The organism is Mesorhizobium sp. 113-1-2 (assembly GCF_016756475.1).
Classification (GTDB): Bacteria; Pseudomonadota; Alphaproteobacteria; order Rhizobiales; family Rhizobiaceae; genus Mesorhizobium; species Mesorhizobium loti_C.
Genome location: NZ_AP023242.1, coordinates 1033934 through 1056783 on the forward strand (window position 1 = coordinate 1033934; position 22850 = coordinate 1056783).

A 22850-nucleotide genomic window follows, 5' to 3' on the forward strand; every position below is an offset into this window, starting at 1 on the left:
AGTAGTAAAATCGGTTGTTCTATAGGCGTAAGAGGCAAGTTGTTCAAAATAGCAGAAAAATTTAAGTACTGACATGCCACGTCGCAAGAGTATTTTGCGAGATGGTATATCTGTGCTTACCGACAGGCGAGAGAGCGGCGATGGCGGAACCATTTCTTTCCGAAATTAGAATCATGTCATTCGTGTTCGCGCCGAAGGGCTGGGCGCTGTGCAATGGCCAGCTTCTGCCGATCAATCAGAATCAGGGCCTTTTTTCGCTGCTCGGCACCACTTTCGGTGGCGATGGCCGTGTGAACTTCGGCCTGCCTGACTTTCGGGGCCGTATTCCGACCCATGTCGGCAACAGCCATACGCTGGGCGAGCGGGGTGGGGAGCAGGCGCATACGCTTTCGATAAGCGAACTGCCCCAACATACGCATGTCGCGAACGCGTCCATCACGCAGGGCAACTCGACCAACCCGAATTTCTCGAATGTCGGCAACGTCCTGGCGAAGGACCCGGGAAATATTTACGGGCCTGCCAGCAATCTGGCGGCACTGAATGCGGGAAGCGTGTCCAACATCGGGGGCAGCCAGGCGCATCTCAACATGCAGCCCTTCCTGACGCTCAGTTTCTGCATCGCCCTGCAGGGCATCTTCCCCTCGCCGACCTGAGGATTAGCGACCATGGCACAACCCTATGTTGGCGAAGTCCGCATGTTTGCCGGCAATTTCGCCCCGGCCGGCTGGATGTTCTGCGAGGGACAGCTTTTGCCGATCTCCGAGAACGAGACGCTGTTTCAACTGATCGGTACCACCTATGGTGGCGACGGCGAAAGCACCTTCGCATTGCCTGACTTGCGGGGGCGTCTGCCGCTTCACCAGGGCAATGGCTTCGTCCTCGCCGAGACCGGCGGGGCCGAGGAAATCACGCTGACAACCCAGCAGATTCCGGCGCATTCCCATCCGTTTCTGGGAAATATCGGCAACGGATCACAAGCCTCGCCGCAAGGCAATGTTCTGGCAAGTTCGACATTGGTCAAACTCTACGCACTGGAAACGGCAGACGCCGTGATGGCGACGTCCGCCATTTCCTCTGTCGGCGGCAGTCAGCCTCATACGAATTTCCAGCCCTATCTCTGCGTCAATTTCATCATCTCGCTGTTCGGCATCTTCCCGTCGCCGACTTGAAGAGGGACCGTCATGGCCGATCCATTCGTCGCCGAAATCCGTATCTTCCCGTTCAACTTCGCGCCCACGGGCTGGGCGTGGTGCGACGGTCAGTTGCTGCCGCTTTCGCAGAACACGGCTTTGTTCTCACTTCTTGGCACCACTTATGGGGGCAACGGCAAGTCGAATTTTGCCTTGCCCGATCTCCAGGGTCGTTCGCCGATGCATCCGGGGCAAGGGCCGGGACTCTCCCTCCACGATCTTGGCGAGACCGGCGGCTCCGAGACCGTGTCCCTGCTGGAGTCCGAGATACCGATGCACAACCATGCGATGCGGGGAACCGTTGAAGATGGAACGCAAGGCACGCTGACCCCCAACATCACCCTGGCAACCTCGATCGGCGGGGCTGCGTTCCAAACGACCACCAACGCCAATCTAGCGCCTATGAGCGGCAACGCACTCGCCCCTGCCGGCGGCGACCAGCCGCACAACAATTTGCAGCCCTACCTCACCTGCTATTTCTGCATCGCGCTGCAGGGCGTTTTCCCGCCAAGAACCTGAATTCCGAGCCAACAGGGCACGCCTGACACGATGGCCAAGTCAGCAGTATCCGACGCATCGGCCTCCAAGGCAAAGAAGCCGGCGGCAGCGCCGGTCGGCCCCGCGCCTGTCTACCAGCAGATGCCGGCTGGAGCGCCCTTCTTCGAACTGTCGCGACTGATGGTCGTCGGCATCGATTCGGCCGCCGGGCGCCTGATCCAGAAGGCGCAGAGCGCGCCGAACGGGTCGTGGCCCGACGCTTGGTCGATCATCGCGCCCGGCGCCTGGATCATCATGACCGCCGGCCTGACCAAGGATGGCCGTGTGGCGGTGGTCGGGCAGCCATCGGGCACCACCAATCTGTCCTTCATCAGCGAGGACGCCAACCAGGTCGGCCCGATCGACAAATGGAACCCGCCGGTCGGGATCGGCGCGCCGCCCGGCGCCGCCAGCTACCAGAAATTGACGATGGCCAACGATGCCGATGGCCGCATCGAAATCTTCCTCACCGACAATCAGGGCCGCATCTGGTGGATCTACCAGAATCCAGACCAGATCGTACAGGTGCAGAAAACCATCACACCGCCCGGCTCCTCGACGCCGATTGTCGTCACCGTCGATCAACTCGTGCCGCCCGCCAAGCCGTGGAGTGATTGGCAGCAGCTGACCGGTCAGCTGGTGGCAGTCACCGCCATACGCCAGGGCGACGGCCGCATCGCGCTGTTCGGCATCAATTCGGGCCTGCATCTCTATCGCTGCCAGCAGGCCAAGCCGCAGGCGCTGAAGGTCGCCGACTGGACGGGATGGGTGCAGATCGACACCACGCAGACCAGCGGTTTCACCGAGATGGCGCCGGTGATCGGGCCGCTGGGCGCCACCAATCTGTTCGCCCTGACCCAGAGCGGGCAGGTGCTGCACACGCGCCAGCGGCCCGCCGGCTCGGACAGCTGGACGCAATGGGCGACGACAGGCTACTCCAGGGTGCCCAAATACACGCTCGCCGCCGGCATCCAGGGCGATGGCGACATCGTGCTGGTCTCCTCCGACCAGCAGCGCGTCCACGAGTTCAACGCGCAGTGGGATGCCTATACCCAGAACTGGTCGGGATGGCGCGACTTCGCCAACTCCCTCTATGCGACGCGGCTGACGCTCAACTACAATGCCGACGGGCGGCTCGCTCTGTTCAGCCTGATAGCCATGCCGGACGGCACCAACGGGCTGTGGACGCTCAACCAGATGGCCATCGACAGCTCCGAATGGGAATATGCCTGGATCAACCTGACCACCGACAACCTCAAGCAGATCGTCGTGGTGCGCGACCTGACGCCGCCGGTCTGACGCGCCGGCAGCATGGCTGACCCCGTCCTGGAACAGGTTTCTCCAGTCTGGTCGCGGTCGCGCCAGGCCGGGCTTGCCTTCCGTGCGGCGACGGAGGCGGACCTGCCGTTCCTGTCGCGTCTCTATGCCTCGACGCGCCTGGAAGAACTCGCCGTGACCTTGTGGAGCGAGGCGCAGAAGGCCGCCTTCCTCGACATGCAGTTCCAGGCGCAGCACGCGCACTACAGAAAACACTATCCCGAGGCTGACTGGCTGGTGGTGGAGCGGGCCGGGCAGGACGTCGGCCGCCTCTATATCGAGCGCTGGCCAAGCCAGCACCGCATCATCGACATCGCTTTTCTGCCGGAGCATCGCCGCAAGGGCTACGGTTCGGCGCTGCTGCGCGACCTGATCGACGAGGCATGGTTAGCCGGCAAATCAGTGTCGATCCATGTCGAGAAGAACAATCCGGCAAGGCGGCTCTATGTCGAGCTTGGCTTCGCAGTGGTCGAGGACAAGGGCGTCTATGATCTGATGGCGTGTGCACCGCCTGGTGCGGGCGGGGTGTGATAGGCCCGCAGTCCCGGCCGCCACACTAGCCAATCCTGCTCAAACAATCCCAGGGTCTGCGCGTCGCTTCACTCCTTGCTTCGCTCAGGATGACGAAGACGCGAGGGCTATTCGGCTGCTTCCTCGATCCGCTCCATATCCTCGTCCGACAGGCCGAAATGATGGCCGATCTCGTGGATCAGCACATGGGTGACGATGTCGCCCAGCGTTTCCTCGTTTTCGGCCCAGTAGTCGAGCATGGCGCGGCGGTAGAGCGTGATGCGGTTCGGGCCTTCGCCGGTCTGCGGGTTCCAGCGCTCGGCGATGCCGCGCCCCTCGAACAGGCCGAGCAGGTCGAACGGCGTCTCCAGCGACAGATCGTCCATGATCTCGTCGGTCGGGAATTCGGCGATCTGGATGACGATCTCGCCGGTCAGCTTGCGAAAATCCTCCGGCAAGTGGGCGTAGGCCTCCAGCGCCAGGAACTCCAGCTCCTCCATCGAGGGCGCGAGTTCGCCATGCCAGGTGCGGGTCTTGTAGATGCGGGCCATGGTTTGTCCTTTGACCGGCATATAGGCTTTCGCGCCGGTCGAGGCAAATGGACAGGGATGACGCCTGCGCTCAAGATGAGCGGGCAGGAATAAATTGGACATGTTGTACCTCACGTAAGTGACGCATACGCTTGCCGGAAGGCGGTGAGTCGTGAGCCCGTCCCTTAAGTTGGTTTGCTGCGAGCGCACTATTCTGAGCGCTGGTTAGCGACTACGCATCGACGTTCGCGGGAAAGCGCTATTGGGTCTCCTTCAAGCCGTAACCGACGATTCGGCTAGTGATGTCGGCGACCAGCGGCTTTTTCTAGCCGGCTACCTCAATAGCGCAGAAAAGTGGGCACTATTCTCGGATGCGTGGGCTGAGGAGCTAAAGGCCGCGCCAGCCATTGATTACTTCAAGATGGCTGAGGCGCAGAACCGGCGTGACCAGTTTAAGAGCTGGAGCGAAGGTCAGCGCGACGAGAAATTAAGCTCGCTGGCGCGTGTAATTGCGCACTTTAAGCCTCTATCTTTTGAGGTGTCGGTGAGCCGAAAAGAGTTCTTTGACATATTGAAGCCCGTATCACCGCGCGGCCTTGGCAATCCTCACTTCACCAGCGTTTTTCACGTCGTCTCGATCTTGTCTAGATTTGCCAGCAGCAAGGGTGGGAACATACCCATCGAGTTTATTTTTGATGAGCAGGACGGCGTTAGCGATGATATCGACCTTTTCTTCGGATACATGAAACGTAATTTTCCGAGGAAGGTCAGGAAGCTAATTAGCGGCAACCCGATGTTCCGTGATGAAAAGGTCTATCTGCCTCTCCAGGCCGCAGACATGATTGCTTGGCACGTCCGGCGAGAGCACGAGCTCAACACCGAATTGCCCCTCACCAATCTACTGCGGAGCGATACCCATTTGGTGAGTGAAATTGAAAACGAAGTGTTGCAACGATGGGCGCACCATCACTCACAACTACCGGCGGTAAAGCACCTTCAGTCCAAGGGGCAATGGCGCGATATTAAGCGAGAAATTGCTAGGCAATCGGCCCTTGGTTACATCCCGCCGCATGGGACTAGGTGGAAGAATTTTGTCAACGGAGCGCGCGAGCTCATCGCCAGCCTCATTCGCAGATAGTTCCCGAGAGGTTGCTTGAACCGCTCGGGCTCATTCTGACTAGGCTTTGGCTTCGCACCGGAATCGGCAAATGAACGGGCCGATGCGCCTGCGCCATCCAGGCAGAGAGGAATAAATTCCCCATGAGTCTGCTTGACTCTTGGGGGGCTCTCTGGAATCTATAAGAACATAACAGGAACAATTGTGAGTGGACACTGACCGTCATGGCGATGACCGCCGTGGCGCGGGAGACTGTTTTTGCCCTGCGCCGCCAGATCGCGAAGATCGAGGGAACGCTGCCCGAGCGCCTGCAGGCGCCGGCTGGCGCGCCGCTTGATGCCGACGCCAGCGGTGCCGATCTCACGATCGTCCGGCGCGGTCTTGCCGCGGCCTTGCCGGATGCCTTCCTGCCGATCGGCATCGAAGGGCTCGATGCCGCCCTGAGCGGTGGCCTGCCGAAAGCCGCGCTCAGCGAAATCCATGGCCTGGAAACCCGCGATGCCGGAGCCGTCGCCGGTTTTGCCCTGTCGCTCACCAGCCTGATCCTCAAACGGGCGCAAGGGCTGCCGGTTTTGTGGATCGGCACCACGGAAATCTTCCGCGAGGCGGGCTTTCCCTATGCCAGGGGGCTGCAGGCCTGCTTCGGCATTGAACCAGAACAATTGCTGTTTTCCGAGGCGCCAAAACTCGTCGATGCGTTGTGGATCGCCGAGGAGGCCGCCCGGATGACGGCGCTCGCCGCCGTCATCCTGGAAATCCGCGGCAACCCGCAGCGGCTGGACCTGACCGCGACGCGCCGGCTGCATGCAAGGGCGCAGGCCGCCGGCCGCCCGGTGTTCCTGCTGCGGCAGGCGGCCGCGCCCGAACCGACGGCGGCGGCCGTCCGCCTCATCGTCTCGTCGGCGCCGGCAACGCCACGCGACACCATCGCCGGGCCGCTCGCCGGCTCGATCGGCCGCCCCGCCTTCACCGTCACCATCGGCAAGAGCCGCACGGCCCTGCCTGGACAATTCACACTGGAGTGGAACCCCGATGAACGCGCATTCGACGAAAGAAGAAGCGAGGAAAAACGGGAATGGGCAAAGGATCCTGTCGCTGTGGTTTCCCTATCTGGCGGCCGAAAGGATCCTGCGGCAGCGTCTGGGGCGGTCCTGGCGTTCCCGGCCGTCAGCTCATCCGCCCCTGGTGGTCAGCCACCGCCAGGGCAACGCGCAGCGCATTTCGGCCCTCGACGAGCGGGCTGAGGCGCTGCACCTGAAGCGCGACATGGGCATCGCCGATGCGCGCGCCATGCATCCGTCGATCGACATCGTCGAGGCCGATCCCGAGGCCGACCGGCGCCTGCTCGAAGGCCTGGCCGACTGGTGCGACCGCTACACCCCGCTGGTGGCGCTGGACGGGGCGGACGGCCTGTTTCTCGACGTCACCGGCTGCACCCATCTGTTCGGCGGCGAACGCGCCATGCTGGACGACATCCTGTCGCGCTTCTTCCATCAGGGTTTCGATGTCCGCGCCGGCCTTGCCCCGACGCCGGGCGCGGCCTGGGCGGCGGCCCGCTTTTGCGGCGACCGCATCGTCGATGGCGGCGAGGAAGAAGCCCTGTTGGCACCCTTGCCGCTGGCCGCACTGCGCATCGCGCCGGAAACCCGCGCCAGCCTTGAAAGCGTGGGCCTGCGCACGGCGGGCGCCGTCATGGCGGCACCGCGCGCGCCGCTTGCCCGCCGCTTCGGCGCCACCTTGCTGTTGCGCCTCGACCAGGCGCTTGGCCGTCTCGACGAGGCGGTGTCGCCACGCCTTCCCGTGGCGCCGCTTTCGGTCGAACGCCATCTCGCCGAGCCCGTCACGCTCACCGAGGACATCGAGCGGCTGGTCGGCCTGCTGGCGACGACGTTGAAAACCGATCTCGAGCGTCGCGGCGAGGGCGCCCGGACGCTGGCGCTGCTGCTTTTCCGTGTCGACGGCGCCGTCAGCCGCATTGCGCTCGGTACCTCGCGGCCGATGCGCGATCCCCGGCTGATCCAAAAGCTGTTCCATGAAAGGCTGGCGGCGCTCGAGCAGGACATCGATGCCGGCTATGGCTTCGATCTGGTGCGGCTTTCGGTGCTGGCGGCTGCCGCCTTCGACATGGCGCAGGCCGATCTGACCGGCGAGGTGACCGACGACGGCGCCGACATCGCGCTGTTCGCCGACCGCATCCGCGCCCGGCTCGGCGAAGGCGCCGTGCTGCAGCCGGTCGCGGTGGAAAGCCATCTGCCGGAACGCGCCGTCGCCATCATCCCCTTCAGCGAAGCGCCGCGCCGGACCACGCCGCCGAAGAGACCGGACAGGGTGCAGGCGCCCACGACCATCTTCCCGCCGGAACGGCCGATCCGGCTGTTCCGCGCGCCCGAGCCGATCGAGGTGCCGGCCACCGAAATGCCGGAGGGTCCGCCGCTCAATTTCCGCTGGCGGCGCGCGCTCTACCGCGTCACCCGTGCCGAGGGGCCGGAACGCATCGCCGCCGAATGGTGGCAGGAAGTGCCAGGCGACGCGGCGGCATCGACACGCGACTATTTCCGCATCGAGGATGCCGACGGCCGCCGTTACTGGCTCTACCGGCAAGGGCTTTACGGCGGCTCTCAAGCCGCGCCGCGCTGGTTCATGCACGGGGTCTTCGCATGAACGCGCTGACCGTCATTCCCTATGCCGAGTTCGGCATCCAGTCGAATTTCTCCTTCCTGCGCGGTGCGTCCAAACCGGAGGAGCTGGTGGTCGCGGCCAAGCTGCTCGGCTTCTCGGCGATCGGGCTTGCCGACCGCAACACGGTGGCCGGCGTGGTGCGCGCCTGGCAGCAGGCCAAGGTCGAAAAGCTTGCCTATCACCCCGGCTGCCGGCTGGTTTTTGGCGACGGCACGCCTGACATTCTCGCCTATCCCAGGGATCGCAAGGGCTGGGGGCATCTGTGCCGCATGCTCACCCAAGCCAATCTGCGCGACGAAAACGAAAAGGGCGCCACCCTGCTCGAGCGCAGCGATCTGCTCGAATGGGGGGATCTGATGTCGCTGGCGGTCCTGCCCGATCTGGCGGCGGGCGCTGAGGACGGTCTTGCTATGCTTCGCCAGCTCAAGGACCGCTTCGGCAAGGCTCTGCGGCTCGGCGTCTCACCCTGTTACGCGGGCAATGACCGTTTCCGCATCGAGCAGGCAGCGGCGTTTGCCCAGAGCACCGGCATTCCGCTGATGGCGACCAATGATGTGCTCTACCACACGGCCGAACGCCGCCCGCTGCAGGACGTGCTGACCGCGATCCGCCTCAACACACCCGTCGCCGAGGTCGGGCTGGAGCTCGCAGCCAATGCCGAACGCCATTTGAAGCCGCCGCTGGAAATGGCCCGCCTGTTCCGCAGGCATCCGCAGGCGCTGGCCGAGACGTTGCGGTTCGCGGAAGAGCTGACCTTCTCGCTCAGCGATCTTCAGTACAATTACCCCGACGAGCCGACGGAATCCGGCCTCGGCCCGCAGGCCGAGCTGGAGAGGCTGGCGCGGGAAGGTGCGGTGAGGCGCTTCCCGGGCGGTGTCCCGGCCAGCGTCATAAAACGCATCGAGGAAGAGCTCGCCCTGATCGAGCGGCTGAATTACGCCCGCTACTTCCTGACCGTCTACGACATCATCAAATTCGCCCGCGGCGAGAACATTCTCTGCCAGGGCCGCGGCTCGGCCGCCAATTCGATCATCTGTTTCTGCATCGGCATCACCGAAGTTGGCCCGGACAAGATCGACACGCTGTTCGAGCGCTTCATTTCCGAGGAGCGCAATGAGCCTCCGGATATCGACGTCGACTTCGAACATGAGCGGCGCGAAGAGGTGATGCAGTACATCTATACGAAGTACAGTTCCAAACGCACCGCGCTCGCCGCCGCCGTCATCAGCTATCGCGGCCGCTCGGCGCTACGCGAGGTCTCCAAGGCGATGGGCCTGTCCGAGGATGTCCGGGCGTCCCTGTCCGGCTCGATCTGGGGCTGGTCGACCTCGGAACTCGGCGAGAAGGAAGCCCGCGCCGGCGGCCTCGACCGGAGCGACCCCACATCGCGGCATGTGATGGAACGGGCCAATGAGATCATGGGCTTTCCCCGCCACCTCTCCCAGCATGTCGGCGGCTTCGTCATCACCAGGGACCGGCTCGACGAGATCGTGCCCATCGTCAAGACGGCGATGGACGCGCGCAAGATGGTCGAATGGGACAAGGACGATCTCGACGCGGTGAAGATCCTCAAGGTCGATGTGCTGGCGCTCGGCATGCTGACCTGCCTGCAGCGCGCCTTCACTCTGCTCACGGACCATTATCCAAAAGCCCGGGATCCCTATGGCCAACCCTATGTGCTCGCCACCTTGCCGCCGGAAGACAGGCGGGTCTACGACATGATCGGCCGCGCCGACACGCTCGGTGTCTTCCAGATCGAATCGCGCGCCCAGATGTCGATGCTGCCAAGGCTCAAGCCAAAGGATTTCTACGACCTAGTCATCGAAGTGGCGATCGTCCGGCCTGGCCCGATCCAGGGCGACATGGTGCACCCCTATCTGCGCCGCCGGCAAGGTAAGGAACAGGCCGAGTATCAAAAGCCGGAGCTGGAAGCGATCCTCAAGAAGACGCTGGGCGTGCCGCTGTTCCAGGAACAGGCGATGAAGATCGCCATCGTCGCCGGCGGCTTCAAGCCGGGCGAGGCTGACGAACTGCGCCGGGCCATGGCCACCTTTAAGCGCACCGGCACCATCGGCAATTACCGCGACCGAATGATCAATGGCATGGTCAAGAAGGGCTACACCAGGGACTTCGCCGAGCGCTGCTTCAAGCAGATCGAGGGGTTTGGCGAATATGGCTTTCCCGAAAGCCATGCCGCCTCCTTCGCCTTGCTTGTCTATGCCTCGTGCTGGTTCAAGACCTTCTATCCCGACGTGTTCTGCGCCGCGATCCTGAACTCGCAGCCGATGGGATTCTACCAGCCGGCGCAGCTGGTGCGCGATGCACGCGACCATGGCGTCGACATCCGCGAGGTCGACGTCAACTATTCCGTCTGGGACTGCACACTGGAAAAAGCGCCGTTTGATCCGGCCCGCATCCTGCCGCGCCATGCCGAGATGCGCGGCGTCATCGAGACGAACCATGCGCTGCGGCTCGGCTTCCGGCAGATCAAGGGCCTGTCGAAGGAACGGATGGAGGATTTCGCAAAACGACGCGGCTCCGGCTACTCGACCGTCCGTGACGTCTGGCTGCGCTCCGGCCTCGATGTCGACGAGATCGAGCGGCTGGCCCAGGCCGATGCTTTCCGCTCGATCGGCCTCGACCGCCGTGCCGCACTTTGGGACGTGCGTGCGCTGGGCGCCAGGAGTGCCGCCGAAAAGCTGCCGCTGTTCGACCAGCCGGCGCTGCGCCTGCGCGAGCTGGAGCCCGAGACAAAGCTGCCGACAATGCCGCTCGGCGAGCATGTCATCCACGACTACCGCTCGCTCGGCCTGTCGCTGAAGGCGCATCCGGTCGCCTTCCTGCGCGAGCGGCTCGACCGCGCCGGCGTCACGCCCAATGCCAACCTGCCTTTGGTGCGCGACGGCAGGCGGGTCTCCGTCTCCGGCCTCGTGCTGGTGCGGCAGCGCCCCGGCAAGGGCAATGCGATCTTTCTGACGCTGGAAGACGACAAGGCCGTCGCCAATGTCATCTTCTGGGAGCGGACCTTTACCCGCTTCCGCCCCATCGTCATGGGCGCGCGGTTCGTCAAGGTGACCGGGAAATTGCAGTCGGAATCGGATGTGATCCATATCGTTGCGGAGAAGATCGAGGATCTGACGCCCTGGCTGACCGTACTCCTGGAGAAGGTCAGCGGGGCGGCCCCTCCCCAGGGACATGCCTCCAGGAACGGTCCTGATCCCTCCAGCCAATCCATGACAAGTAAGGCGCCGGTCAGGCAGGATTTCGCAGTGCTGTCGGAGGAGGCGGAAAGGGTCATGCCCAAGGGGCGCAATTTTCAGTAGGCGCGGCTCACACATGCATTCATCATCCACGGACGCAGCAGGAGCGAAACTCCGTCGCAGAGAGTATCCATGCCGCGACATCGACGCGTCGCGGCGGTGCAAAACCTTGACGCTGGCGGGTCAACGCCCTCCTCTGCCCTGCCGGGCATCTCCCCACTTGGGGGGAGATCGGCAGCTTCGCCGTCCGGCCTGTCTTTCAACGTTGGAGATTGGCGAAAGCGAAGACAACAGCCAATCTCCCTCCTTGTGGGGGAGATGTCCGGCAGGACAGAGGGGGGCGCTGTCCCGCCAGCCTCGCCGCAGCAATGCTCGAATTCAGGAAGGCCCGCTCAGCCTCGGCGGCGGCGCCAGCACATCCTCCGCCGAAAGCGTCCGCGCCTCCGAAGGCAGCATGATCGGGATGCCGTCGCGCACTGGATAGGCGAGCTTGGCGACCCGCGAGACCAGTTCACCCCGCTCCGGATCCCAGGCCAGCGGCCCCTTGGTCAAAGGACAGGCCAGGAGCTCCAGCAGCTTCGGGTCGACATTGATCTTCTTTCCGTCACGCCCATCCGCTGCCATCGCGCCCTCTTATTGTAGACTCGAACCAAAATCCTCATTCTCGCGCGCCAGCGCCATTTCTGTGATGGCGATCAGCGTTTCGGCCCGCGTCTTCAGGTCGGCGGCTTCGAGCAGCGCCTGTTTCTCGGCCGGCCCATAGGGCGCCATCATCGACAGCGCGTTGACCAGCATGGCATTTTCGGCGCGGCTGACGCTTTCCCAGTCGGCTTCGAGATCGTTGGCCTGCAGATAGGCGCGAAACGCCTTCAGCAATGCCGGCCGGTCGATCTCGTTCGCCGCCGGATCGTCATCGAGATCGGCGAGGAAAGGCGCCGGCTTCACCTGGCGAAACGGCGTCTTGACCGTCAGTTCATGGGCGATGCGGAACCGGAACACGCCCTGCAGCGAAATCAGGTAACGGCCGTCGCCGGTTTCGGAAAAGGCGATGATGCGGCCGGCGCAGCCGACATTGCAGAGCTCCGGCTCGCCATCCTCGCGCAGCGCGCCGTCGAGGCTCGGCTGGATGATGCCGATCAGCCGCGAGCCGGCGACCGCCTCGTCCACCATCTGCAGATAACGCGGCTCGAAGATGTTGAGCGGCATGCGGCCGCCCGGCAGCAAAAGCGCGCCCTCAAGCGGAAAGATCGGGATCGTCGACGGCAGATCCTTGGCCAGCCGGTAATGCGCGTTTCCCGCTTGCACCACATTCCTCCGATCGACTTCTTCCGCCGCCGCCAGGTTCGTCGGCTTGGCCGAAGTCAGCTTCCTAATCTGGCGCGGCCGCCGCCGACCACAAGCCCATGCGACGAAACAGCCGCCGGCTCAGGAAAACAGCAGCGCCGACAATTTGCGCCGCGCGGCCAGCGTCGCCTCGTCGGTCATGCCCCAGGCCTCGAAAAACTGCAGCAATTGCGTCCTGGCGCCGTCCTCGTTCCAGCCGCGGTCGGCCTTGATGACGGCCAGCAGATTGTCGGCCGCGGCCGTGCGTTCGCCCCTCGCGTTCTGGATCATGGCCAGGTCGAAGCGGGCCTGATGGTCCTTGGGGTTCTCGGCCAGGCGCCGCTCGAACTCGGCCGGATTGCCCAGTTCCGCCGCTTGCGCGGCAAGCGCCATCTTGGCGCGCACGGCGGCGAGCGGCGGTGCGTCCTTCTTGGCCTCGGGTGCCGTTGCCAGCAACGCTTCGGCGCCTTCAGTGTCGCCGGCCTCGAACAGCAGGTCGCCCAGTCCGGCAATTGCCTCGATCGTCTCCGGCGCCTGCGCCAGGATGGCGTCAAAAATGTCGGCGGCGGTCTGCATGTCGCCGGCCTCGCGCGCTTCGGCTGCTGCCGCCAAAGCCTCGGCCACGGCCGGAGCGCCATTGCCCTTGCCGCCGACCTTGGTGATGAATTCGGCGATCTGGCTCTCCGGGATGGCACCCATGAAGCCGTCGACCGGCTGGCCGTCCTTGAAGGCGATGACCGCGGGAATGGACTGGATGCCGAGCTGGCCGGCGATCGAAGGATGATCGTCGATGTTCATCTTGACCAGCTTGACCTTGCCGCCGGCGGCCCGGACCGCCTTTTCCAGCTGCGGCGTCAGCTGCTTGCAAGGCCCGCACCACGGCGCCCAGAAATCGACCAGCACCGGCTGGCGGCGCGATTCCTGGATGACGTCGGCGGCGAAGGCCGCGGTCGTGGTGTCCTTGATGACATCGCCGGCGGGAGGCGCGGCCGGCGCATCGCCAAGCGAGACCTTTGCCGGCGCGGGGGCGGTTCCGCCATACTGAACGGTGGTGGCATATTGGCCGCCACTGCTGCCGAATGACCCGCCAAACGGCTTGTTGTCGCTCATCTCGTCACCCTTTCGGTCGCGCCGCCGGCCCGCGGGTCGGCGCCCATGTCATTGGAAGTCGGTTTTCGCCATGCATGTGGCGATCATGCCGAGACTTTCAAGATAGCAGCATCGTGCCCGGTTGCCTCGACGAATCTGATGAGATCGCTAGCGGCGATCGATGTCGTCGCCTCATTGGTCAGCGGATGGCCATTGATGACGGCATGCGCCATCAAATCCTCGTCGAGCACCAGCTTCACCCGCTTCTCCGTGTCGTTGATGACGCCGAAGACGGTGACCGCGCCCGGCGAAACGCCCAGAAGCTCCATCAGCATCTCCGGCTTGCCGAAGGACACACGGCTGGCGGCGCCGATCAGCTGGTGGATCTGCTTGAGATCGACGACCGCGTCCTCGCCGACGGTGACCAGGAAGAAATTGTCCTTCTTGTCCTTCAGGAACAGGTTTTTCGTGTGCCCGCCGGCAATTTCGCCGCGCAGCGCCTGCGAATCGGCAACCGTATAGAGCGGCGGATGGCGTTTCGTCGAAACGGTGATGCCGAGTTCGGCGAGAAAGGCAAAAAGTTCGGCTTCGGTCTTCGGCATCGATCGTCTTCTTTGTCGTTTTTCCGCCTCGCCGTTTACGGCCAATGCGGTGGCCGACACAAGACCATCGCGCAAAGGGACAGTGAAATCCGCGCCAAACAGGCGGTTTGCCGGCATCGTTTGGCGTGTTGCAAAAAGCGGTGATTTCCCTGTTGCAATCGCCGCGCTCTTCAGCCATATAGGCCCGGCTTGCGGCCAAGACGCCGTGTGAGCGGGTGTAGCTCAGGGGTAGAGCACAACCTTGCCAAGGTTGGGGTCGAGCGTTCGAATCGCTTCACCCGCTCCAGTTTCCTCCAGGGGAATCAAGCACTTAGATCAGGGCCACCATAGTGTGGCCCTTTCTATTTTCGTTCAGGTCAACACCTGGTCAACACGGTCGATCACGTATTTCTGCATGCCATGTCGCACCATTGCGAATGCCGGGCAGGACGATCTCTCGTAACGAAAGTCGCGTTCAGGTCGAGCGTCCCAATCGAATTACAAATTTCAGCCGCGCTGGCCGCGGTGCTCTAGTGCACTTTCCTCTTCCAGGGCGGCGACCACCTTGGCTGCGGAATCCCAATGCTTGGCAACATTGCCACGCGTCCTTGCCCGGCTCCGGCGACCACGTGGCAAATCTCCCGCGATCGCCTTCAAGTCGCGCATTACCGAAGCAATATGCGGCCAGGGAAAGTCGGTAGGATCACCGATATCTCGATCAGCGCCGACGATCATTTCCAACTTAGCGATGATGCCCATGATCGACTTAGCCGCGACTTCGGGGATGGAATCTTGAAGCCTTAGCGCTTCGGTCATCGCAAATACCTCGGCCTCTCGCGCAATCGCGTACGCCCCGGAATCACCGATAGCGTGTCCCGCTTGGCTTTCAGCCCGGTTCCGTAAATCTGCGGTCAATCCCCAATTTCCGGTATTGACCATCATTCGGCTCTCTAACCGCTGCTGCACGCGGCATAACAGCAGGGAGACGTACCGAGCTATCTGCCAATCGTTCACTAACTGCACTGCGGGATCGCGTGCGCCTGCTAGCTGCGTTTCCACATCGTTCCGGCTTGCGGCAAGGACATTCAAATTTGTCGTCGACATGGCACCGGCTCCCAGGCGAGTTTCACGCTTAGTGAATACATATTATAGTTGATAAACTTAAAGTGTGTAAACCTCGATTGTCAGACGCATGGACATGCGTCAGCTGGTTGGAACAAACTTCGCGCGGATTCGGCGAGAGAAAGGCCTGACGCAGGAGGATGTCGAAGCACGCTCAGGATTCAGTCAGCAGTATTTGAGCAGCCTCGAACGCGGTCGGCGCAACCCCACAGTGATCACTCTTTACGAGCTTGCCCAAGCTTTAGGAGTAAGTCACTTGGAGTTGGTCAAACCAAACGATTCCTAGTCCGTCATGTGATTGGCTTTGCTTTGAGCCGCTCGCGAGCGCGCCATTTGGCAGCGCCGTAGCGAGCGAGCGGCTGCTTGGCCTAATGCTTTCGCGCCGTTCTGCGTGACCCCGAAACGCGGACGCGCGCTAGCCGGGTGAAGGCGTTCCATATGGCAACCGCGCGGTGTTTTCAGTCGACAGAAAGCGAGATCGGCCGAGGCGGTAAATGCAGACGGCGCCCGACCTAAGGACTGGAGGTCAGAGTGCTGGCAGACCCCATACGATTTTTTAGATCCTTGATGAAGCTTGCGGCCAAGGCTGAAAATGGCGCTTCCGGCGCGGCTAACGCGACCAGCTCCCGAATAACACGATCTTGAAGCTGAACAAGATTTCGGATCGCCTCTGCGATTTCCGCATGACCGTCCAGATGAGGGCGCGACAAGGATTGGAGGACGGCGCCCAGTTTAACGATGAGGTACTCGTAGAACCGCATGCGCTGAAGCAGTTTCGCCCTTTCCTGGACGAGGCGAAGCCGATTGAGACCATATACTTGGATCGAGACAGCACCGCGCACGCTTAAACCGGCACCGTCTGCATGTGCTGCTACGGCGGCGGCATTGGGAACTGCATCGGGTAGCGCGGCGGGTTGGTTGGCTAAGCTTCTTGGCACGACAAGCCCGCTCGCGTTCCCCTCCGCGATAACGAACTGAAGGTGCTGCTCTGGATCGTCGCGAGTAGGATCAAGAAGCAGCGGCTCCTCAAAGTCGATATTTCCCGCTTCGGCCGACACGCGAGCGCCCCGAACCGGAAAACAGTCCATCTTTCCTGTGAGCATTGTACGATACAACAAGGCAACGTCGTTTAGTGCTTCTGGCGTCTTTTGCTTGCGACGACGGTTACAATCGATGCAACTGGGCAATAGATTCGTCCACTCCATCGCCAACCACCAATAGCCGGGGTGGTTGGGGGCGCCGTCCACGGCGGCCTTTGGACGGTAATGTTCGACATCTACAGGTGCCTGCGACGCGTATAGGGATTCGCAATAGGCGCATTTACCATGAAATAGAGCCTCAAGCCGGCTTTTGACCTCCTCAGCCTTGTAGACAGAGAAGTCGAACGCCTTTCGCGCCGTCCCTGGGGCAAGGGGAGCTTGCATATGATTACGCGCCCGCTCGAGTTCAGTGAGTTTGTCCTTACCACGCTTGCTCAGTGCACCCGGCGATGACTGAGTCCCCCGTTTGGCTGCGCGCATCAGAATGCCTCGAGTGCCGCGACGATGCGCTGGCGCGCTTCTGCCTCGAGTTCCCGCAGTTGTGCCTCGGTCGCTGTGCGCCGTTCGCTTAAGAAATCCGCCACTGCCGTTAGGACCAGTCGCTGAGCTTGCGAAGTACCGAGGGGAATTGCGTCGGCGACCTCCGCCTCGAGCGCATCAAGTGCTCTCAATTCATCGACCGACATTTGGTCGCGCGCCGTTTGTCGCGACAAGAGTGCAGCAAGTTCAGCAAAACGTCGCTCTGCGGCAGGCGAATCAGTGCTGAACATTGCAAATAAGTCCGAGGTAAGAAGCTGTTCGACCGTTAAATTCTCAACGTCGGGGAGATCGTCCCAAGCTTCGGTTACCATTGGCATTCCAAGGCTGTCTCCTTCGTTGAGCGTCCTGCGAAATACAATGACCTCGCCGCTATGCATGCCACGCAAGCAAAGTGGGTCGTGGCTCGTTGCTATGATCACTGACCTCGGCAGTACTCGACGCAGAGACGCCATAATCTGCATCTTCCAACGCGGATGCAGATGCGCTTCGATCTCATCGATCAATATCACCGCACGGAGCTCATCCAGCGGCTGCAAGTTGCGGTCACTTCGGCCCATCGAACCTTCGAGGATATCACACACCATCGCGAGCACAGAACGATACCCCGAGGAAGCAACTGCAAGCGGCGTACGGATAGGCTCGGAAGCCGCATCGTCGCCAACCCGGGTTACGAGCAGACAGCGGTCATTGCGCGTATCGCGCTCGAGGATGTCAAACTCGCCCTCAATCGAGAATATCTCGCGGATCGCGCGAACGACCATTGCGAAGCGCACGTCATTGAGACCAAGCAGCCAAGCCTCTGGATTGGGAAGGATTACATCGGACCGGAATAGCGAGCCGACATGGCCAAGGCGCGGTGTACGCTTGCGGCCTAAACCATAATGCCGGAATGCACCGTAGGCGAACACCGGCGGCAGCATGTTATGGTCGTTTTGCTCGGTGAACTCTTGCCCAATACCGAGCGTCAGCTCCCTACCCTCACTAAAACGGAGCCTTACCCAACCTTGCCTGGGCGGAGGCGCATTCGGTGCCCCCATCATGGTTGGGTCAAGGAGGAAGTCCTTAGCCGGCTTTCGCAAATTCTCACGGACATCTTCGCCACATAACGCAAGTGCCACCGCCTCCAAGAGAGAGCTCTTACCCGCCGCATTCTCGCCCAGTATGAGCAGCGCTGCGGCTTCAGCCGGTCGTCCGCTCTGTCGGTTCTCAGCGATCGGCTCCGGCACTGTGACTTCGATGCGCTCAAGTGATTTAAAGCAGTCAAGCGAGATGTCGATCAGCCGGTCGGCACCGCGCTTTGCAATTCGAGCTTTGATACTTTTGCGCTTGGCGGGCTCACGAATGAGATCCACAGCCTCGGTAAGCGCGGATCGTCCGATATCGGTACGCCAAACATCTATGAACTGCTTGCCCATCGTGCGCCGCGTTGAAGCGATCGGACGACCAAGCGGCTTAGACGCCTCGTCAAGCAATCTGCGCAGCAGCAGATACCATGTTCCACCGAACTCCAAGCGCGAGAAGTCGAGCACTGAAGGCGCAGTGCGCCGGTCCAACTCGGAAAAAAGCACAGAGAGATACTGTTCGTAAGCTTGATTCCGAGCCGTAACGAGGGGATCGCGATCAAGATCAAAAGTTTCTATTGTGGTAGCACCTGCCTTAGACCGCGCATCCAGCCGTCCGGCTAGGTCGACGCTAAAGTGCTGCGTATAGTCCTTGACCCTGCATGGATCGATGATCAACGGGCGGTCACGGTGGGGGAAGCGCCAGACGCCGAGATCCTCTTCAAGAAACGCTCGGACCTCGCCTTCGGTGGCGATGCGGCCGCGTCGTCCATCCACTACCGGAAACTGACGATAAGCGTGCCGACTACACCGTTCGCATACTGGATAGTGGTTATTCCAATCGGTGCCGAGCCACACATAATAAAGGTGGGCGAATTGCGATTGGGCAAGCGGGCTCGCTTCCTCCCTGGGGCGAAAGCGATGAATGTTCAAAGGAACGCGCGATTCACAAAAAGCACATTTGGACTCAAACAGGTTCTCAAGCGCCGAAAGCACGTCGCGATCCGGCTCGAACTGTGGCGTAGGCGGTGCGCTTTGAGCTTGACGCTCGGTACTCTGCTTCAAAAAATCGAGTACAGCTTGGCGGTCAGAGCGCGCTGCACTGGCTCGAAAAACCGAAGGCGCAGGTACTTTATCTCGATCAACATATTGCAAGGCGCGATTCCCCCGTCGGGTCAAAGACTTTTCCGATTTTTTCTTGGCTCGCAAGCATCAACTGATAGTATTCACCGGGGAGGCGAGGGATGAAGGTACAAGTCGATACGCTGGGAGTGATTCCTTCCAAGCGGATTTTCCTTTCGATTATCGCCGACTATGACCTCAATAGGTCTATCTGCGAACTGGTCGATAACGCGTTCGACGCGTGGACGCGTCTAGGGCGCACTGCTCCAATTGCCGTTGATATTCGCCTCGATGAAGCCGAGCGAATGATTTGCGTCCAAGACAATGCCGGTGGATTGCCGCGAGATGAGATCGCCTACGTAGTAGGTCCAGGCTTGTCGGGTTCTGAGGAGGCTGACCAGACGATCGGTATCTTCGGCGTCGGCACCAAGCGTGCGGTGGTGGCACTAGCCAAGGAGGTGAGGATCGCTACGCGCTATGGCGACGGACCTACCTATCAGGTTGAATTCGACGACGATTGGCTAAACGACGAGGATTGGATGCTACCACTGTTCGAAGTGGGTGCGCTCGCACCAGGTACGACCCGCGTCGAGCTCCGCAATCTTCGGGTCCCAACGATCGGCGAAGAACAGGAGAGGATGCTGCGGAACCACCTAAGCGCTACGTATGCACGCTTCCTTGAAAATGATCATGTGACACTCCGTTTGAATGGCACAGCTATCGTGCCACGCTATTTCGACAGTTGGTCCTTCCCTCCGGAGTATCTCCCGCGCCACTATCACGGTTCGCTCAGGGCCCCAAATGGGAGTGTGGTACAAGTCGATGTGCTGGCTGGGTTAAGCAATGAATCAAGCCCTACGACTGGCGAATACGGTGTCTATTTCTATTGCAATGACCGGCTTGTTGCTCCAGCAATGAAGAGCTTTGAAGTCGGCTTCACAAAGGGGCAGGCAGGGCAACCGCATCCGAAGATCTCGCTGACCAAGGTAATCGTAAGCCTCCATGGTGAGGCGGGCCAGATGCCTTGGAACAGTTCCAAATCCGATATCAGCACGAAGCACCACATATTTGTGGCGTTGCACGACTGGCTTGTAACAGTCGTCAAGGACTACGCCGCAGTGTCACGGGCCTGGGAGGGACTTTGGCCGGATAAGGTCTTTCGTCATGATAAGGGTGAGATCGTTGACACTCCCATCTCCGACTTCCTGACCGCCAGGCGCTCATTTCTGCCTGACCCGCCCAAATCCAAACCGCGATTGGCTGAACGGGTTGCCAAGCGCAATCAGCGCCTTGTGGATGCCAAACCATGGACGGCAGGCCTCTACGAGGGTGTGATAGCCGCGCAGACGATCGCTAAGCAGCCCTTTGTTCAGGCAAATTGGCTTGCCTTCAATCTCCTTGAGCTTACGCTGGTGACAGCGCTGAAGGACTACCTGGTTCACGAAACGGCATTCGACGGCGGTGAAGGCGACCTTCAGAACATATTGTCGGAAACTGGAGCCTCCTCACTTCGCGCACATGTGCCTCTCGATGAGGAGATATGGATCCGAATCGCCCAGTTCCGGAAGCGTCGCGCGGATCTGTTTTATGGGAGGGCAACCCCGAGCATCGGCGACCGAGAGCTAAAGCAGGTCGACTCGCTAGTAGACAGTGTTTTGAGGAAGCTATTTGCCGTGGAGACTTCTGCCTAACCGATATTGAGGTCAGCCTTCTCGTGGCCAACCCACCATTGGCGGACCCCAGACAATTGTCGCTGCCCCCCACGAATCACTCTATCCCTTCCACATGGAAGAAAGGAGGACGGCCCCAACATGCTCTGTGAGGTCGAGTTCGCTGAGCATCGACGATGCCCTCTACGCACTATTTTGGCCCTCGGTAGGTCAGAAGGTTAGGCCTGGGTACGAACGTTGATAGCGGCTGGCGTCCCTTCATCAACGAATCCAAGTTCGTCGAAAGCGCTAACGTCGTCAAATCTGCGAGAGCGGGTCCCGCCGCCTGATCCAGGGCGTTGATACCCGTGCGGTCGGCCAACCCACCGCGCAACCGATCCCAATTCAAAGTATCGATCACCTCGCCTTCAGAGCCCAATATGCTAAACCCGTCCGGATATACGGCACCACCTGCTGCCCTTGCCTGGGCGATTAGCTCGTCATCCATCCTGCCTACCGTCTCCAATGGGTCGGCTGCATCGGCTGGACGGAAGATAGACGTGAAGAAAGCCCTTGCTACATCAAGCTCAAGCGCGAACCGATTGAGAAGATATACAGATGGGGAGTGAGCGATGGCTTGTGTCGCCTTGTCATATCCAGCTGTGCCAGGAACCGTCGTATAGCCTGCCAGCCATTCACGGCCGATCCAACGCACAATTGGAAAACTCGCTTCAAGCGAGATTGGTCGCCGGGCCCGAAGCGCAGCTGGAAGATCGGGGCCAAACAAGAGCGACAGCACCGTAAGATAGTTGCCGCGCTTGACCGAACTGGGATCACTTGGTGCGCCGCTTGAGTTCACATTCGCGGGCTCGGCAACGGCCGTGTGGTCTATCAAGAGTTCAGCTTTTGACGGGGATGTCATCCACGATCCGATGGAATAACCATGCGACGCGACAGCTCCTCCGACCTCAAAGCCCAGATAAGGGTGGATTTGTTCAACGTATCCTGTTTCGACGGTGCGCAGAAACTGCGTCCGCGAACTTCCCTGGGTGGCTTTCGACTCTGCGATCGCAACGTCGCGCTCACCGGGCTTGGAAAAAACGAAGTCCGGAGATTTCTTCGTCTTCGGTTTACGTGTCAGGGACAGGTTTTCAAAGTGGTCGCACCAGACGTAGCCATCCCGCACCATCTGAAGATAGGCAATTCCAGAGCCCGTCACGCCGATCATATGACTGCGTGAATTGTCCTTTAGTCTCTTTGCCGAGGGCAAGATTGAGAAGTCCTCAGGTGCCTCATCAACGTGATGGGCGATGAGATGGCGAAAACACTCGCTTTCGGGTGTGACGGCGCCTGGATCTACAGTATGAAGGTGCGACGTTCTCGCCATCGCTCCAAACAGTTCCTGCGGCGAGAAGCTGATAGTACTAATTTGGGGCGACCGCCCTCTGATCGACGAATGCGGAAGCTCTATGTGCGGCCGCACTAATTTGGTTTCGATCCTTTTGCTTCTGAAGGTCCAAGCCATGTGTGTACGTCCTGCGAAGCCCAACTAAGTGGCATGGCAGCCGGCCGTGCGCCAGCACACACTGATAATCACTAGGCGCACCCGTCGGGCTGCACCTAAAATCATTGCTGTAGGTGTTCGGAAATGAGAGCTCTCTTGCCAGCGCATTCTGGGACGTCGGCCAGCTTTGGTTTACGGCCCGCTGATAGGTGCCGAGAAGCTGTGGGTGCGGCATGTTCTTTCGCACGCTGCCCGCGCAGCCTGCGTCGAAGAGTTCGCGACCTAACCCAACGCCCACATGCAGTGGTCACGCTAGGCGCCCGTATCTCGCTTCCGGCCCAAACATTCCTATCCGCAAGAGCGCACATTGCCCGGAATGACGGAAAACATTGATACATCATCACTCCTGCAATGTGCGGTCTCTGAACGCACATTGCAGAATTGCCAGCTAACTAATTGAGAAACAAAAGGCCATCCGACTGCGCAATGTGCACCCTTTTATCCTGCCGTCTTAATCGGTCGTATTTTGAGAGACTTTCTGTCCATCGTCGTTCCTCTTCCAAACTACGATAATACACTATTCTATGCTCTACACCACGATCCCGTACTCTTGCGTTGAGTGCCGATGCGCCGTGCAGTCTTCCGCGCTCTGCGACGGGGTAGTTGCGCTGCTTATTTG

20 protein-coding genes and 1 tRNA gene are annotated in these 22850 nt (G+C 60.9%); 12 read left to right on the forward strand and 9 right to left on the reverse strand.

Features of this window, described 5'->3' with window-relative positions; genetic code table 11:
• Positions 1-140: 140 nt before the first annotated feature.
• Genes JN279_RS04825 through JN279_RS04845 form a run of 5 tightly spaced genes read left to right on the forward strand, consistent with a single transcriptional unit; the run spans position 141 to position 3575 of the window.
• The gene (locus JN279_RS04825; RefSeq protein ID WP_096451865.1) at positions 141-653 is read left to right on the forward strand and encodes a phage tail protein; all 513 of its coding nucleotides are present in this window, start codon (positions 141-143) and stop codon (positions 651-653) included.
• Positions 654-665: 12 nt separating this feature from the next.
• The gene (locus tag JN279_RS04830) at positions 666-1169 is read left to right on the forward strand and encodes a phage tail protein (RefSeq protein WP_202352155.1); all 504 of its coding nucleotides are present in this window, start codon (positions 666-668) and stop codon (positions 1167-1169) included.
• 12 nt (positions 1170-1181) lie between these two features.
• On the forward strand, positions 1182-1709 hold the full coding sequence (locus JN279_RS04835) for a phage tail protein (RefSeq protein ID WP_096451861.1): 528 nt from the start codon (positions 1182-1184) through the stop codon (positions 1707-1709).
• 30 nt (positions 1710-1739) lie between these two features.
• Positions 1740-3026, forward strand: coding sequence for a hypothetical protein (locus JN279_RS04840; RefSeq protein ID WP_202352156.1), 1287 nt, complete (start codon positions 1740-1742; stop codon positions 3024-3026).
• A gap of 12 nt (positions 3027-3038) precedes the next feature.
• Entirely contained in the window at positions 3039-3575 is a 537-nt protein-coding gene (locus JN279_RS04845; protein WP_202352157.1) for a GNAT family N-acetyltransferase, read from the forward strand.
• Between the two features lie 107 nt (positions 3576-3682).
• On the opposite strand, the gene JN279_RS04850 is transcribed toward JN279_RS04845, so the two are convergent.
• Positions 3683-4105 (reverse strand): metallopeptidase family protein, encoded by a 423-nt coding sequence (locus JN279_RS04850; protein WP_095202623.1) that lies wholly within the window; start codon positions 4103-4105, stop codon positions 3683-3685.
• A gap of 241 nt (positions 4106-4346) precedes the next feature.
• Between JN279_RS04850 and JN279_RS04855 the strand changes: the two genes are divergently transcribed.
• From JN279_RS04855 to JN279_RS04865, 4 genes are all read left to right on the forward strand, one after another.
• Positions 4347-5222 carry a DUF3800 domain-containing protein gene (locus JN279_RS04855; RefSeq protein ID WP_202352158.1) on the forward strand — a complete coding sequence of 292 codons (876 nt, stop codon included), beginning with the start codon at positions 4347-4349 and terminating at the stop codon, positions 5220-5222.
• A gap of 203 nt (positions 5223-5425) precedes the next feature.
• Positions 5426-6445 (forward strand): ImuA family protein, encoded by a 1020-nt coding sequence (locus tag JN279_RS38125; protein ID WP_244734411.1) that lies wholly within the window; start codon positions 5426-5428, stop codon positions 6443-6445.
• Complete coding sequence (locus JN279_RS04860) at positions 6387-7862, forward strand: DUF6504 family protein (RefSeq protein WP_244734412.1); 1476 nt, start codon at positions 6387-6389, stop codon at positions 7860-7862. The genes JN279_RS38125 and JN279_RS04860 overlap by 59 nt, the downstream gene beginning before the upstream one ends.
• On the forward strand, positions 7859-11203 hold the full coding sequence (locus JN279_RS04865; protein ID WP_202352160.1) for an error-prone DNA polymerase: 3345 nt from the start codon (positions 7859-7861) through the stop codon (positions 11201-11203). The genes JN279_RS04860 and JN279_RS04865 overlap by 4 nt, the downstream gene beginning before the upstream one ends.
• Before the next feature lie 315 nt (positions 11204-11518).
• On the opposite strand, the gene JN279_RS04870 is transcribed toward JN279_RS04865, so the two are convergent.
• The 4 genes from JN279_RS04870 to JN279_RS04885 all read right to left on the reverse strand — a co-directional run bounded on the left by JN279_RS04870 (position 11519) and on the right by JN279_RS04885 (position 14154).
• Positions 11519-11764, reverse strand: coding sequence for a Trm112 family protein (locus JN279_RS04870; RefSeq protein WP_202352161.1), 246 nt, complete (start codon positions 11762-11764; stop codon positions 11519-11521).
• A gap of 9 nt (positions 11765-11773) precedes the next feature.
• The gene (locus JN279_RS04875) at positions 11774-12445 is read right to left on the reverse strand and encodes an LON peptidase substrate-binding domain-containing protein (RefSeq protein ID WP_096451847.1); all 672 of its coding nucleotides are present in this window, start codon (positions 12443-12445) and stop codon (positions 11774-11776) included.
• Positions 12446-12565: 120 nt separating this feature from the next.
• A complete protein-coding gene (gene trxA, locus JN279_RS04880; protein ID WP_202352162.1) occupies positions 12566-13573 on the reverse strand; it encodes a thioredoxin in 1008 nt (335 codons plus the stop codon).
• Positions 13574-13656: 83 nt separating this feature from the next.
• Positions 13657-14154: a prolyl-tRNA synthetase associated domain-containing protein gene (locus tag JN279_RS04885; protein ID WP_202352163.1), complete on the reverse strand. Its 498-nt coding sequence runs from the start codon at positions 14152-14154 to the stop codon at positions 13657-13659.
• 211 nt (positions 14155-14365) lie between these two features.
• Between JN279_RS04885 and JN279_RS04890 the strand changes: the two genes are divergently transcribed.
• Positions 14366-14440, forward strand: a tRNA-Gly gene (locus tag JN279_RS04890).
• Between the two features lie 200 nt (positions 14441-14640).
• Here the strand turns inward: JN279_RS04890 and JN279_RS04895 are convergent.
• On the reverse strand, positions 14641-15237 hold the full coding sequence (locus JN279_RS04895; RefSeq protein WP_244734413.1) for a hypothetical protein: 597 nt from the start codon (positions 15235-15237) through the stop codon (positions 14641-14643).
• Between the two features lie 88 nt (positions 15238-15325).
• Between JN279_RS04895 and JN279_RS04900 the strand changes: the two genes are divergently transcribed.
• Positions 15326-15541, forward strand: coding sequence for a helix-turn-helix domain-containing protein (locus JN279_RS04900; protein ID WP_127303222.1), 216 nt, complete (start codon positions 15326-15328; stop codon positions 15539-15541).
• 226 nt (positions 15542-15767) lie between these two features.
• On the opposite strand, the gene JN279_RS04905 is transcribed toward JN279_RS04900, so the two are convergent.
• Together JN279_RS04905 and JN279_RS04910 are read right to left on the reverse strand one after the other, a co-directional pair.
• Positions 15768-16775: a hypothetical protein gene (locus JN279_RS04905; protein ID WP_202352164.1), complete on the reverse strand. Its 1008-nt coding sequence runs from the start codon at positions 16773-16775 to the stop codon at positions 15768-15770.
• Positions 16775-19051 carry an AAA family ATPase gene (locus JN279_RS04910; protein ID WP_202352165.1) on the reverse strand — a complete coding sequence of 759 codons (2277 nt, stop codon included), beginning with the start codon at positions 19049-19051 and terminating at the stop codon, positions 16775-16777. The genes JN279_RS04905 and JN279_RS04910 overlap by 1 nt, the downstream gene beginning before the upstream one ends.
• An 89-nt stretch (positions 19052-19140) precedes the next feature.
• Between JN279_RS04910 and JN279_RS04915 the strand changes: the two genes are divergently transcribed.
• Positions 19141-20709, forward strand: coding sequence for an ATP-binding protein (locus JN279_RS04915; RefSeq protein WP_202352166.1), 1569 nt, complete (start codon positions 19141-19143; stop codon positions 20707-20709).
• Between the two features lie 169 nt (positions 20710-20878).
• Here the strand turns inward: JN279_RS04915 and JN279_RS04920 are convergent, their stop codons facing one another.
• Positions 20879-22192, reverse strand: a complete 1314-nt coding sequence (locus JN279_RS04920) for a hypothetical protein (RefSeq protein WP_202352167.1) — start codon at positions 22190-22192, stop codon at positions 20879-20881.
• Between the last annotated feature and the right edge of the window lie 658 nt (positions 22193-22850).

Bases quoted from the DNA above. Each gene is read 5' to 3' on its own strand.
- JN279_RS04825 (WP_096451865.1), top strand. From the start codon at position 141: ATGGCGGAACCATTTCTTTCCGAAATTAGAATCATGTCATTCGTGTTC.
- JN279_RS04830 (WP_202352155.1), top strand. From the start codon at position 666: ATGGCACAACCCTATGTTGGCGAAGTCCGCATGTTTGCCGGCAATTTC.
- JN279_RS04835 (WP_096451861.1), top strand. From the start codon at position 1,182: ATGGCCGATCCATTCGTCGCCGAAATCCGTATCTTCCCGTTCAACTTC.
- JN279_RS04840 (WP_202352156.1), top strand. From the start codon at position 1,740: ATGGCCAAGTCAGCAGTATCCGACGCATCGGCCTCCAAGGCAAAGAAG.
- JN279_RS04845 (WP_202352157.1), top strand. From the start codon at position 3,039: ATGGCTGACCCCGTCCTGGAACAGGTTTCTCCAGTCTGGTCGCGGTCG.
- JN279_RS04850 (WP_095202623.1), bottom strand. From the start codon at position 4,105: ATGGCCCGCATCTACAAGACCCGCACCTGGCATGGCGAACTCGCGCCC.
- JN279_RS38125 (WP_244734411.1), top strand. From the start codon at position 5,426: ATGGCGATGACCGCCGTGGCGCGGGAGACTGTTTTTGCCCTGCGCCGC.
- JN279_RS04865 (WP_202352160.1), top strand. From the start codon at position 7,859: ATGAACGCGCTGACCGTCATTCCCTATGCCGAGTTCGGCATCCAGTCG.
- JN279_RS04870 (WP_202352161.1), bottom strand. From the start codon at position 11,764: ATGGCAGCGGATGGGCGTGACGGAAAGAAGATCAATGTCGACCCGAAG.
- trxA (WP_202352162.1), bottom strand. From the start codon at position 13,573: ATGAGCGACAACAAGCCGTTTGGCGGGTCATTCGGCAGCAGTGGCGGC.
- JN279_RS04885 (WP_202352163.1), bottom strand. From the start codon at position 14,154: ATGCCGAAGACCGAAGCCGAACTTTTTGCCTTTCTCGCCGAACTCGGC.
- JN279_RS04895 (WP_244734413.1), bottom strand. From the start codon at position 15,237: ATGTCGACGACAAATTTGAATGTCCTTGCCGCAAGCCGGAACGATGTG.
- JN279_RS04900 (WP_127303222.1), top strand. From the start codon at position 15,326: ATGGACATGCGTCAGCTGGTTGGAACAAACTTCGCGCGGATTCGGCGA.
- JN279_RS04905 (WP_202352164.1), bottom strand. From the start codon at position 16,775: ATGCGCGCAGCCAAACGGGGGACTCAGTCATCGCCGGGTGCACTGAGC.
- JN279_RS04915 (WP_202352166.1), top strand. From the start codon at position 19,141: ATGAAGGTACAAGTCGATACGCTGGGAGTGATTCCTTCCAAGCGGATT.
- JN279_RS04920 (WP_202352167.1), bottom strand. From the start codon at position 22,192: ATGGCTTGGACCTTCAGAAGCAAAAGGATCGAAACCAAATTAGTGCGG.